Source organism: Streptomyces sp. NPDC058291, from assembly GCF_042880855.1.
GTDB lineage: Bacteria > Actinomycetota > Actinomycetes > Streptomycetales > Streptomycetaceae > Streptomyces.
This window is the reverse complement of the sequence record NZ_JBHVYK010000047.1, coordinates 46,331-59,600: the sequence shown is the minus strand read 5'-3', so window position 1 is coordinate 59,600 and position 13,270 is coordinate 46,331. Positions and strand designations below refer to the sequence as shown.

The following is a 13,270-nucleotide window of genomic DNA, read 5'->3' as shown; positions in this document are numbered from 1 at the left end:
TTAACCGCCCCCGGCCGCTGGGGCGCCCCCCCGGCGGGCCCCCCGGGGACGCCGGGCGGGGGCGGGACGCCCGCGCGGGCCCGGGGCTGGACGTCCGTGCAGGTCCGGGGCTGGACGTCCGTGCAGGCCCGGGGCTGGACGTCCGTGCAGGCCCGAGGCTGCTGATCGACGGACTCGGGGTGGACGGCCGACGGGCACTGGGCGCGAACGCGTGGGCGGGCGCTGGGCGTGAACCGGGCGGCGCGAGCGCCGGACCCGGCTCCGCGGGCGGACCGGCCGCTACTTCAGCGCGCCCGCCGTCAGGCCCTGCACCACCTGTCGCTGGAAGACGATGTACGCGGCCAGCACCGGCAGCATCGCCATCACCAGTCCCGCGAACAGCCCCGACCAGTCGCCCTTGTACCCCTGGCTGACGGCGAGTTGGACCAGCCCCTGGGTGAGGACGTGTTTGTCGGGGTCGGTGTTGAGGACCGTGGGGAGCATGTACTGGTTCCACTGGCCCAGGAAGTTGAAGATGCCGACGCTGATCAGACCGGGCTTGGCCATCGGCAGCATGATCTGGAAGAACGTGCGGCTGTGCGAGGCGCCGTCCACGAAGGCGGCCTCCGCCACCGACGTGGGAAGCGTGCGGAAGAAGGCCGTCAGGAAGAACACCGTGAACGGCAGCGAGTAGGCGATGTAGACGAGGATCAGCCCGTGGATGGTGTTGAGCAGCCCCATGTTGTTCACCACATAGAACAGCGGGACCAGTGCCAGCATGATCGGGAAGCTCATGCCGCCGATGAAGAGGTAGTAGATGAAACGGTTGCCCGGGAAGTCGAAGCGGGCCAGGACGTAGGCGGCCATGGAGCCGAGGGTCAGCGTCCCGATGAGCGAACCGCCGACCACCAGCACGGTGTTGAGGAAGTAGTCGCTCATGTTGGCCTCGGTCCAGGCCCGTGACCAGTTGTCGAAGTGCAGCTTGTCCGGCAGCGACCAGGGCGAGCCGAAGATGGAGCTGTCGTCCTTGAAGGACGTCATCACGGCCCAGAGCAGGGGCAGTACAACCATGATCGCCCAGATGACCAGGATGCCGTGAGAAAAGGCGTTGAGAACCTTTCCTCCGTTTTTCTGCTCCGACGGCCGCGTCGGGGGCGGCCCCATCTTCGTGAGGGACGGGCCGGGGCCGGGGTCCGCGTCGGCCGGCAGGGGCGCCGGGGTCTCGGTCGTCTTCATCGTCAGTACTCCAGCCGCTCGCGCCGTCCCAGCCGCAGCACGACCGCGGCGAAGGCCAGCGTCACGGCGAGCAGGGCGACGCCGATCGTGGTGGCGTAGGCGGCCTGACCGTCGCGGAAGGCCTTCTGGTACACGTACAGCACCAGGACGGTGGTCGAGTAGTCGGGGCCGCCCGGCCCGGTCGTCATGATCTGGACGACCGCGAACGACTCGGCGCCGAGGGCGAGAATGCCCATGTAGACCCAGCCCGACTGCACGGTGTCCCAGAGCAGCGGGAGGGTGATGCGGAAGAACGTCGCGGTCCGGTTCGCGCCGTCCAGCAGGGCGGCCTCGTAGAGGTCCGCCGGGACGGAGGCCATGCCCGCCGAGAACAGGACCACGAAGAAACCGACCGTCGACCAGACGAGCACCGCCATCACGCACCACAGCGCGAGATCCGGGTCGCCGAGCCAGAGGGGCTGGACGCCGTCCAGCCCGATCCCGCGCAGAAACGAGTTGATCGCGCCGCTGTCCGGGTTGTAGGCGAAGGCGAACAGCAGCGCGACGATGGCGATGGAGAGCACCTGCGGGAAGAAGTAAACGATCTTGTAGAAGCCGGAGCCACGGACGCCGGAGACCGCCGGCCCGCCCCTCCGGCGCCGTCCACCGACATTGATCATGAAGGCGAAGAACAGCGCCAGACCGATCGTCACCAACGGCAGCACGAGCGCGAACATCAGACTGTGCTGCAGGGACTTCCAGAAGATGTCGTCGTCGAGCATCCTGCGGTAATTGTCCAGGCCGACCATCGTGAATTCAGGGCTGAGTCCGGTCCAGTCCGTGAACGAGTAGTAGATGGACTGGATGAACGGCCACACCACGAAAAGCGCGTACAACCCCAGGGGCAGCGCCAGGAACCCCACGATGAACCGGTACTTGCCGTGCTGCATCGCCACTCCGGTGCTTCTGCGGACGCTTCGCGGTGTTTCTGCCGTCACTGGTGCCGGTAATGCTTGATCGACGAGTCCTTGGCCGTGGCGTCGGCGTAATCCTGGATCTTCTTGATCGCTTCGGCGGGAGTGATCCGGCCGGCCATCATCTCACCGAGTCCGGACACTCCGATCTTCTCCTTCTGCAACTGGACGTACCAGTCCTGCAACCGGGGATTCACCACATGGGCGCCGGCCTTGTCCAGCGCGGCGACACCCGACTTCAGGCCCGGAGTCAGCGTGATGCCGTCGGTGCCGCCGTTGTACGCGGTCAGCGACTTGACCTTGGAGGTGAAGTTCCTCGACGACGCCTCACTGAGCATGATGCGCAATTGCTCCATACCGCCGGCGGTGTTCTTCGCCTTCGCGGGGACGATGAACGGTTCGCCTCCGGAGGCCCAGATAGTGCCGAAGGGCATCTTGTCGGAGGAGTCGATGCCGGTCGGCGCGGACACCGCCAGGTCGAAGTCCCCCGGAATGACGTTCGCCGACTCGTTCTCCACCCAGGATCCGTTGGGGATGAACAGCGCCTTCCCCTTGGCCCACGCGGTCTGAGACTGAATGTGGTCGAGGCCCGGGGTGCCGCGCAGGATGTAACCCTTCTGGTGAAGCTCGTAATACGCGTCGAAACACGCCTTCACAGCAGGGTGCTTCCAGGCGTTCGGCTCCAGGTTGTCGATGGCGTCCAGGACCTCGCGGCCGCCCACCTTGCCGATCATCGGGTACAGCGAAAAGGGAAGGTAATACGGGTACTTACCCGCATATGTCCACCCAGCCATGCCCATCTTCTTGGCCTTCGCGCAGACCGCGAGCATCTCGTCCCAGGTCTGCGGATACGCCGCGTCGAGCGAGTCCAGCGCTTTCTGCGAATACCACACGCCGTAGACGGTGTAGGCGTAGTACATGATCCAGACGGGGGCGCCGTCGAACTGACCCATCTCGACGATCCCGGGGCGCAGCGTGTCACGGACCTTCTTGCGCGGATCGTCGTAGGACACGGCGTCGAGGAGCGGGGTGAGGTCGGCGAGCTGGTTCTTGCCCACCAGGACTCCCATGTCCATCTGCTCGGCGCCGGAGTTGTCGATGAGGTCGGGCGGGGTCCCCTGGTTGAAGCGGGGCTGGAGCGTCGACTGGATCTTCTGCGTGGCCGAGAACTTCACCTTCGCCTGCGGCAGGTTCTTCTCGTAGATCTTCACCGCGTCCTCGGCGTACTCCTTGCCGAAACCGCCGTCGAACAGGACGAATTCCAGCTGGGCGGTGTCGTTGACCGCGAGGGGGTTCTTCGCGGACTTCTTTCCGGCCTTGGCCCTGTCCTCGTCACCGCCGCCGCTGCTGGCACAGGCGGCGAGAAAACTCGTCGTCGGGACGGAGATCAGTCCCAGTGCCGCCGATCTCTTGATCAGATCTCGGCGCCCGACCCGCGCACGGCCGCTCTTCTCGAAGCCGGCGCACTCGGAGCGGTTCTTCTGGAAACCGTGGTGCTCGGAACCGTGGTGCTCGGAACCGTGGTGCTCGGAACCGCCGTACTCGAAACCGTTGTACTCGGAGCGGGATCCCATGCTCAAGTCCTCGCCTTCTCCAGGACGCAGGCGGTGCACCGGATCCTTCCCGGCACCGCGGTCAGGTCAAGCAGGGTCGTGCGGAGCGCGTGGTCCGAAGGTCTCGCGTTCTGAAGGATGAATCGCCGACAGGTATAGTCCACTTCTGGCCGACGGGGCAAGATCGAGAACAAGGTTGGTCACGGGTCTTTTCCGAGTTGAGACCTGCTGAAGATATGACCGGCAGCGGGGCGCATCGCCGGAGAATTGCCTGACATGGCCCTCTCCGACGCCCTCCTGGCGCATTCAACATCCTTGACATCACTGTTCACTTGCCCACCTACTGTTTCCTGCGCAATCAGGAGGACAACGTTGTCCGGGGCGTTGTCCGGGGCGGGGAGGGTGTTCACGCATGCAGCGGTGGGGGCGGTGGTGGGCGGTCGGGATAACGACCGCACTGGTCATGACGGTCGGCGGCGCACCGGGGACCGTGGCGGCGCTGCCGTCCCGGACGCCGCTCCCCGACCGGAGTTTCGCCTCGTCCTTCGAGGCGGGTGAACCCGTCCCGGACTGGCAGAGCACCGTCGAGTCCGCCGCCGGCGGCGGCAAACGCGCCTCCGGCGTGGACGGCGGTTACGGCGGCGGGCTTCCCGGTGATGTGACCGACCGGGTCACGGACCTACGGGCCGGTGCGGAGAACACGGCCGGCGGCGAGGTGAAGGAGAACCTCGTCGACGGTGAGGCGAGCACCAAGTGGCTCACCTTCGCCGCCGACGGGTGGGTGGAGTTCGACCTCGACCAGCCGGCCCGGGTCAGCGCGTACGCCCTCACGTCCGCGAACGACTTCGCCGAGCGCGACCCGGCCGACTGGGTCCTTTCTGGCTCGGCCGACGGCGCCACGTGGACGCCGCTCGACAGCCGTGCCGGGGAAACCTTTGCTGAACGGTTCCAGACCCGCTCCTTCAGCCTCGCGGCTCCGGGCGAGTACCGGCACTTCCGTCTGGACGTCTCGAAGAATCACGGCGCGCAGATCCTGCAACTGGCGGACGTGCGGTTCGGCACCGGCGGAAGCGGTGAGCCCGTCCCGCCGGACATGCTCACCGTGGTGGACCGCGGCCCCAGCGGCTCGTCGACCGCGAAGGCCGGCGCTGGCTTCACGGGACGACGGGCGCTGCGCTACGCCGGCCGGCACACCGCCACCGGCCGGGCGTACTCGTACAACAAGGTGTTCGACGTGAACGTCCGGATCGGTTCGCGCACCCAGCTTGCCTACCGTGTCTTCCCGGCGATGGCGGACGGCGACCGGGACTACGCCGCCACCCACGTCTGCGTGGACCTGGCCTTCACGGACGGGACGTATCTGAGCGGGCTCGGAGCGAGCGACCAGTACGGTTTCGCGTTGTCGCCCCGCGGACAGGGCGCGGCGAAGGTGCTCTACGTCAACCAGTGGAACGACGTGGTGTCGGGGATCGGTGCGGTGGCTGCCGGAAAGACCGTCGACCGGATCCTGCTCGCCTACGACTCCCCCGGCGGGCCCGCGCGGTTCCGCGGCTGGGTGGACGACATCGCCCTGCGCACCGCGGCCCCGGAGCCGAGGAAGGCGCACCTCTCGGACTATGCGCTGACGACACGCGGCACCCACTCCAGCGGCGGCTTCTCGCGCGGAAACACGTTTCCCGCGGCGGCCGTGCCTCATGGCTTCAACTTCTGGACCCCGGTGACGAACGCGTCCTCGCTCGGTTGGCTGTACGACTACGCACGGGCCAACAACGCGGACAACCTGCCCACGATCCAGGCGTTCGGCGCGAGTCACGAGCCGAGTCCGTGGATGGGAGACCGGCAGACGTTCCAGGTGATGCCGTCCGTCGCGGCCGGCGTCCCGGACAGCGGCCGGACCGCCCGGGCGCTGCCGTTCCGGCACACGAACGAAACCGCTCGCCCGTACTACTACGGTGTGCGTTTCGAAAACGGTCTCACCGCCGAGCTGGCCCCGACCGACCACGCGGCCGCCCTGCGCTTCACCTACCCGGGCGCGAACGCGTCAGTGGTCTTCGACAACGTCACCGATCAGGCCGGGCTCACGCTCGACCAGGAGGCCGGTGTCGTCACGGGTTACTCGGACGTGAAGTCGGGGCTGTCGACGGGAGCGACCCGGCTCTTCGTGTACGGCGAGTTCGACGCACCGGTGACGGCGGGGGGATCGAGCGGAGTAAAGGGTTACCTGCGTTTCGACGCGGGCGCCGACCACGCCGTCACTCTGCGCCTGGCGACCTCCCTCATCAGCGTCGACCAGGCTCGCGACAACCTTCGCGCGGAAATCCCGTCCGGCACCGCTTTCGAAACGGTCAAGGCGCGGGCTCAGCAGCAGTGGGACGAGCTCCTGGGCACGGTGGAGGTCGAGGGCGCGAGCCGGGACCAGCTGACGACGCTGTACTCCAGTCTGTACCGGCTGTATCTGTACCCCAACTCCGGTTTCGAGAAGGTCGGCGCGAAGTACCGGTACGCGTCGCCCTTCTCACCGATGGCGGGTCCTGACACCCCCACGCACACGGGCGCGAAGGTCGTGGACGGCAAGGTCTACGTCAACAACGGCTTCTGGGACACCTACCGGACGACGTGGCCGGCGTACGCGCTGCTCACGCCGAAGCAGGCCGGCGTGCTGGCCGACGGCTTCGTGCAGCAGTACAAGGACGGCGGCTGGACCTCGCGCTGGTCCTCACCCGGCTACGCCGACCTGATGACCGGCACGTCCTCGGACGTGGCCTTCGCGGACGCGTTCGTCAAGGGCGTGCACTTCGACGCCGAGACGGCCTACGAGGCGGCGCTGAAGAACGCGACGGTCGTACCCCCGGCGTCCGGGGTGGGCCGCAAGGGCATGGCGACCTCCCCCTTCCTCGGCTACACGAGCACGGCCACCCACGAGGGGCTGTCATGGGCGCTGGAGGGCTACCTCAACGACTACGGCATCGCCCGGATGGGACAGGCCCTGTACCGGCAGACCGGGAAGAAGCGTTACCGGGAGGAGGCGGACTACTTCCTCAACCGCGCGCAGGGCTACGTGCACCTCTTCGACGCCGACGCCGGGTTCTTCCAGGGGAAGGACGACAAGGGCCACTGGCGCACGCCGTCGGACGCCTACGATCCGCGGGTGTGGGGCTACGACTACACCGAGACCAACGGCTGGGGCTACGCCTTCACCGTGCCGCAGGACAGCCGGGGCCTGGCCAATCTGTACGGCGGCCGTGACGGCCTGGCGAAGAAACTGGACGCCTATTTCGCAACGCCGGAAACCGCTTCCTCCGAGTTCGTGGGCTCGTACGGCGGAGTGATCCACGAGATGACCGAGGCCCGGGACGTGCGGATGGGCATGTACGGGCACTCCAACCAGGTCGCCCACCATGTCGTCTACATGTACGACGCGGCCGGGCAGCCGTGGAAGGCGCAGGCGAAGTCCCGTGAGGTGCTCGCCCGGCTCTACACGGGCAGTTCGATCGGACAGGGCTATCACGGCGACGAGGACAACGGCGAGCAGTCGGCGTGGTACCTGTTCTCCGCGCTCGGCTTCTACCCGCTGGTGATGGGGAGCGGTGAGTACGCGGTCGGCTCCCCGTTGTTCACCAAGGCGACGGTGCACCTGGAGAACGGCAGGGACCTGGTGGTCAAGGCGCCGAAGAACAGCGCGAAGAACGTCTACGTGCAGGGCCTGAAGGTCGACGGCCGTCCTTGGACGTCCACCGCGCTTCCCCACGCCCTCCTCGCCAACGGCGCGGTCCTGGAGTTCGACATGGGGGCGCGGCCCTCGACATGGGGCACGGACAAGGACGCGGCTCCGGTGTCGATCACCCGGAACGACAAGCTTCCGGCGCCCCGCAAGGACTCACTCAAGGGCGGCAGCGCGCTGTTCGACGACACGTCGGTAACGCAGCAAGCGGTATCGGGAACGCTTTCCCTGCCGGCCCCGGCCGGCACGAAGGCGGTGCAGTACACCCTGACGTCCGCCGAACACGCCCAGGCCCCCGGCAGTTGGGTTCTTCAGGGTTCCGCAGACGGGCTGACGTGGACCGACCTGGACCGGCGAGCCGGGGAGACCTTCCGATGGGACCGTCAGACACGGGCCTTCACCGTAGCCCGGCCCGACAGGTACGGGCAGTACCGGCTCGTCTTCGATGGAGGAAGCGTTGCCGCAAGGGCGGCGAGCGGACGGAGCGCGGCCGAAGTACGGCTGGCGGAAGTCGAGTTGTTGTCCTGATCTCGTAACCAACGGTGCATGCCCGCTGCACCGGGCGTCACCCGTGTTCCAGAGTGGGCGGGCCGCGCGCTAACTCGGCGCGGCCTGCCACGGAGGGAGAACCGGGAATGGGCATGACCAGAACGATCACGGGGCTGCTCGGAGGCACGGCACTGGCGGCGGGGGCCCTCTTCGCCACCGCGGCCCCGGCTCAGGCGTACAGCCCGAACCCGACCTTCCGCGCGTACTACTACGACACCGACGGGTGCCCGTGCAGCGGGGGCAACCTCACCGACCCGTTCGACAACACGTACTTCGCGCAGGACGCCGGCGGTTACGCCGTGAAGATGGAACTGACGAACGCCGGGGCGTTCGTCGGCAAGGTGGAGTTCCACCCGAACGACGAGAAGCTCTGGGTGTACGACACCGCCAACGACGGCGACACGTTCTACGTCAAGGTCAGCTACACGTCCGGCGGGACGACCCGCAGCCTGGGCACCTTCAGCCCGCCCGGGACCACAGCCGTGGTGGACTACGAGGTCGAGGACTTGGACCTGCCAGAAGGCGCTTACGTCGACATTTCCGTGTACGACGACGCAGGGCTCACGGACCTCATCGGCGCCGCGCGCGGTGCCGGCGCAGCCGTCGCCTGAGGACCGTCGGGGGGGGCAGCCCTCTGCGGGCCGAGGAGTCGCCGGAGGCAGTCGGGCGGCCCTGGCGAGCGCCGGCGCCCGAAAAGGACGAGCCCGCGGTCACGAGGCACGCGGTTGGTCCCGTCCTCCACTTCGCGGGCCCGGTGGGCGGTGACCGCCCACCGGGCCCGTTCACACCGGGCCCGTTCACTGGGGCAGGTGCTCAGCCGACCTTGCAGGGCAGGCTAGTCGCGCTGTCTCCACCCGAGCCGGAGGTGACGTATCCGAACGTCGCACTCTGGCCCGGACTCAGCGAGCCGTTCCAGTCGGCGTTGTGGACCATCACCGCCTGTCCGCTGTAGGTGGCGTTGCCGCTCCACAGACTCGCGACCGACTGGCCTGACGGCAGCGTCCAGTCGACCATCCAGCCGAGCATCGGGACGTCGCCGGAGTTGGTGACGGTCACCTCGGACTGGTAGCCGCCGTTCCAACTGTTCGTGGTCCTCCGGGTTGCGGTGCACACGCCGGGAACGGGCTCGGTCGGATTGCCCGGCTCATGGATACCGGTTACCTCGCCGTTTCCCCCGTCGAAGACGACGTCGGAGCAGGAGTAGAAGGTCTCCGCGCTGTCCGAGCGCTGCCAGACCATGTAGATGATGTGCCGGCCGGACTTTCCGGCCGGGAGCCGGCCGGTCCACGAGTAGTTGGCCTCGACCGTGCCGGGACTGCCGTTGAGCGGGGGGTGGTCGACGGAGAGGAAGGGCTGACTCTCCAGGTCGTCCCAGGTGAGCGTCCGGGTCGGGTCGAAACCGTCTTTCGTGACGTAGACGTAGAACCAGCCCGGGTGGGCAGCCCAGGCGTTGTAGGAGAAGTCGACGGTCGAGCCCGCGGTGAGGTGGGTCAGGGGCCAGTCGTTGCGCGGGGCGTTGAACCCGGTGAAGTTGGTGTTGCCGCCGCTGCACAGCTGACCGTCGGGTACGAAGCCGCGCGTGCGGCCCGCACCGTCGGAGCGCAGCACCGAGAACCAGTTGTAGAACGGTGTGGTACCGCTTACCTGCTGTGCGTTCTTGCAGGCCGGGTTGATCGGTTTGATCTCACCGGTGTCGGTCAGCGCGTCCTGCCAACACAGGAAGGTGCGGCTTGCGGGCTTCATGGGGGTGCCGTGCGCCTCGGCCTTGCCGCCGGCCGTGACGATCAGGCCGAGGGCGGGAACGGTGGCCAGCAAGGCCAGGACGACGAGGAGGAGAGCTCGGGTGCGTAACCTGGACACCCGACTTGACGTGATCATGACAGTTTGCATGGCAGGTGAGTCCGCCTTCCGTGTACGGACCGTGCGTGCAGGGGGTGCACTGCGGACGCGCGGAGCGGTTCGCGTACCGCGCGGCGCTGCGGGAGTTGCGTGAGGACGTGCGGGTCCTTACAGGGTGCGAAGCGGGAGCGTCCCGCCCGAGCCCGGCAGGTTCCGGTCCACCGGACATGAGCCTATGGGAGCGCTCCCACTTCACATGTGGCGGAAGATAGCGCCGTACGGCCCACTTGTAAACGGTTTCGGCGCGTTTTTCACGGGCACGGGCCGGGCTGGACGCCCACATCGACACCGGCAGGGTGCCGGAGAGGACGACCGGATCGCTGTCCCGGGCAGCCCGTTGTCCCGGGCAGCCCGTTGTCCCGTGCGGGCGGCGGGGGCCTGTGCTGAGGCGGGATTTCGGCGGCGCCCTGGCACGAGCACGGCGAAGGGCCGCACCCTCCGTCACCGGGGATGCGGCCCTCTACTGCTGTGTGTAACCGCTTACTCGACCGCTTACTTGCGGATCAGGCTGCGGAGCACGTACTGCATGATGCCGCCGTTGCGGTAGTAGTCCGCCTCGCCGGGGGTGTCGATGCGGACGACCGCGTCGAACTCGACGCCCGTGTCGGTGGTGACCTTGACGGTGCGCGGGGTGGTGCCGTTGTTGAGCTCTTCGACGCCGGTGAAGGAGAAGGTCTCCTCGCCGGTCAGACCGAAGGACTCGGCGTTGGTGCCCTCCGGGAACTGGAGCGGGAGGACGCCCATGCCGATCAGGTTGGAGCGGTGGATCCGCTCGTACGACTCGGCGATGACGGCCTTGACGCCGAGCAGCGCGGTGCCCTTGGCGGCCCAGTCGCGCGACGAACCCGAGCCGTACTCCTTGCCGGCCAGGATGGCCAGCGGGACGCCCTGCTCGATGTAGTTGCGGGAGGCGTCGTAGATGAACGACACCGGACCGCCGTCCTGCGTGAAGTCGCGGGTGTAACCGCCTTCCGTACCCGGCGCGATCTGGTTGCGCAGGCGGATGTTGGCGAACGTGCCGCGGATCATGACCTCGTGGTTGCCTCGGCGGGAGCCGTAGGAGTTGAAGTCACGACGCTCCACACCGTGCTCGGTGAGGTACTTGCCGGCCGGGGTGTCGGCCTTGATGGCGCCGGCCGGGGAGATGTGGTCGGTGGTGACCGAGTCGCCCAGCTTGGCCAGGACGCGCGCGCCGGTGATGTCGGAGACCGGGGTGGTCTCCATCGTCATGCCCTCGAAGTACGGGGGCTTGCGGACGTAGGTCGACTCGGCGTCCCACTCGAAGGTGTTGCCGGTCGGGATCGGCAGCGCCTGCCACTGGGCGTCGCCCGCGAAGACGTCCTGGTAGGACTTGTTGAACATGTCCTCGCCGATGGCGTTCGCCACGACGTCGTTGACCTCGGCCTCGGTGGGCCAGATGTCCTTGAGGAAGACCGGGTTGCCGTCCTGGTCGGCGCCCAGGGCGTCCTTGGTGATGTCCACCCTCATGGAACCCGCGAGGGCGTACGCGACGACCAGCGGCGGGGAGGCCAGGTAGTTCATCTTGACGTCGGGGTTGATCCGGCCCTCGAAGTTGCGGTTGCCCGAGAGGACCGAGGTGACGGCGAGGTCGTGGTCGTTGACGGCCTTGGAGACCTCCTCCGGCAGCGGGCCGGAGTTGCCGATGCAGGTGGTGCAGCCGTAGCCGACGAGGTTGAAGCCGACCTTGTCCAGGTAGGGGGTGAGACCTGCCTTGTCGAAGTAATCGGTTACGACCTTCGATCCCGGGGCCAGGGTGGTCTTGACCCACGGCTTGCGGGTGAGGCCCTTCTCCACGGCCTTCTTCGCGACCAGGGCGGCGGCCACCATGACGTAGGGGTTCGAGGTGTTGGTGCAGGACGTGATGGCCGCGACCGTCACCGCACCGTGGTCGATCTCGTACGTGGAGCCGTCGGGCGCCGTGACGGTGACCGGGTTCGACGGGCCGGCGCCGGAGACGACGGCCGAGTGCTGCGGGGCGCCGGAGCCGTTGTCGTCGTGGCCGTAGGCCGGGGCGTCACTGGCCGGGAAGGACTCGGCGCTCGCCTCGTCCACCGGGGAGGCCACGCCGTGCGGCTTCTCCTGCGCGGGGACGCCGGGCTTGCGGTCTTCGCCGCCGGTGATACCGGCCTCGACGTAGTTGAGGACGTCGGCGCGGAACTGCTCGGCCGCGTGGGCGAGCACGATGCGGTCCTGCGGGCGCTTCGGGCCGGCGATGGAGGGCACGACGGTCGACAGGTCCAGCTCGAGCTTCTCGGAGAAGTCCGGCTCGGCCTTCGGGTCCAGCCAGAGACCCTGCTCCTTGGCGTACGCCTCGACGAGCGCGACCTGCTGCTCGGAGCGACCGGTGAGCTTGAGGTACTTCAGGGTCTCGCCGTCGATCGGGAAGATCGCGGCGGTGGAGCCGAACTCCGGCGACATGTTGCCGATGGTGGCGCGGTTCGCGAGGGAGGTCGCGGCGACGCCCTCGCCGTAGAACTCGACGAACTTACCGACGACACCGTGCTTGCGCAGCATCTCGGTGATCGTGAGGACGAGGTCCGTGGCGGTGGTGCCGGCGGGCAGCTCGCCGGTGAGCTTGAAGCCGACGACGCGCGGGATGAGCATCGAGACCGGCTGGCCGAGCATCGCGGCCTCGGCCTCGATGCCGCCGACGCCCCAGCCGAGGACGCCGAGGCCGTTGACCATGGTGGTGTGCGAGTCGGTGCCGACCAGGGTGTCGGGGTAGGCCTGGCCGTTACGGACCATGACCGTGCGAGCGAGGTGCTCGATGTTCACCTGGTGGACGATGCCGGTGCCCGGGGGGACGACCTTGAAGTCGTCGAACGCGGTCTGGCCCCAGCGCAGGAACTGGTAGCGCTCCTTGTTGCGGCCGTACTCCAGCTCGACGTTCTGCGCGAAGGCCTCGTTGGTGCCGAACTTGTCGGCGATGACGGAGTGGTCGATGACCAGCTCGGCCGGGGAGAGCGGGTTGACCTTGGCCGGGTCGCCGCCGAGCTCCTTGACGGCCTCGCGCATGGTGGCGAGGTCGACGACGCAGGGCACGCCGGTGAAGTCCTGCATGATCACGCGGGCCGGCGTGAACTGGATCTCCTGCGACGGCTGGGCCTGGGAGTCCCAGGTGCCGAGCGCACGGATGTGGTCGGCGGTGATGTTCGCGCCGTCCTCGGTACGGAGCAGGTTCTCCAGCAGCACCTTCAGGCTGTACGGAAGGCGAGCCGAGCCTTCCACCTTGTCCAGCCGGAAGATCTCGTACGACTCGTCGCCCACCTGCAGCGTGCTGCGGGCGTCGAAGCTGTTCGCCGACACGACAGTCTCCTTCATTGATGTGCGCGTACCACCGCATCCTGCCGTCACCCGGC

7 protein-coding genes are annotated in these 13,270 nt (G+C 67.8%); 2 read left to right on the top strand and 5 right to left on the bottom strand.

Annotated elements, in window-relative coordinates; all coding sequences use genetic code 11:
- Positions 1–279: 279 nt before the first annotated feature.
- Genes ACFVYK_RS23135 through ngcE form a run of 3 tightly spaced genes read right to left on the bottom strand, consistent with a single transcriptional unit; the run spans position 280 to position 3,742 of the window.
- Positions 280–1,215, bottom strand: coding sequence for a carbohydrate ABC transporter permease (locus tag ACFVYK_RS23135; protein ID WP_389777051.1), 936 nt, complete (start codon positions 1,213–1,215; stop codon positions 280–282).
- 2 nt (positions 1,216–1,217) lie between these two features.
- Positions 1,218–2,144 carry a carbohydrate ABC transporter permease gene (locus ACFVYK_RS23130; protein WP_389777049.1) on the bottom strand — a complete coding sequence of 309 codons (927 nt, stop codon included), beginning with the start codon at positions 2,142–2,144 and terminating at the stop codon, positions 1,218–1,220.
- Between the two features lie 44 nt (positions 2,145–2,188).
- Positions 2,189–3,742: an N-acetylglucosamine/diacetylchitobiose ABC transporter substrate-binding protein gene (gene ngcE / locus ACFVYK_RS23125; RefSeq protein WP_389777046.1), complete on the bottom strand. Its 1,554-nt coding sequence runs from the start codon at positions 3,740–3,742 to the stop codon at positions 2,189–2,191.
- 442 nt (positions 3,743–4,184) lie between these two features.
- Between ngcE and ACFVYK_RS23120 the strand changes: the two genes are divergently transcribed.
- Positions 4,185–7,970: a GH92 family glycosyl hydrolase gene (locus ACFVYK_RS23120; RefSeq protein WP_389777058.1), complete on the top strand. Its 3,786-nt coding sequence runs from the start codon at positions 4,185–4,187 to the stop codon at positions 7,968–7,970.
- A 107-nt stretch (positions 7,971–8,077) separates the two neighbouring features.
- Positions 8,078–8,602, top strand: a complete 525-nt coding sequence (locus ACFVYK_RS23115) for a hypothetical protein (protein ID WP_389777044.1) — start codon at positions 8,078–8,080, stop codon at positions 8,600–8,602.
- Positions 8,603–8,804: 202 nt separating this feature from the next.
- On the opposite strand, the gene ACFVYK_RS23110 is transcribed toward ACFVYK_RS23115, so the two are convergent.
- Together ACFVYK_RS23110 and ACFVYK_RS23105 are read right to left on the bottom strand one after the other, a co-directional pair.
- Entirely contained in the window at positions 8,805–9,869 is a 1,065-nt protein-coding gene (locus tag ACFVYK_RS23110) for a lytic polysaccharide monooxygenase (protein ID WP_389777043.1), read from the bottom strand.
- Between the two features lie 513 nt (positions 9,870–10,382).
- On the bottom strand, positions 10,383–13,217 hold the full coding sequence (locus ACFVYK_RS23105; protein ID WP_389777040.1) for an aconitate hydratase: 2,835 nt from the start codon (positions 13,215–13,217) through the stop codon (positions 10,383–10,385).
- Between the last annotated feature and the right edge of the window lie 53 nt (positions 13,218–13,270).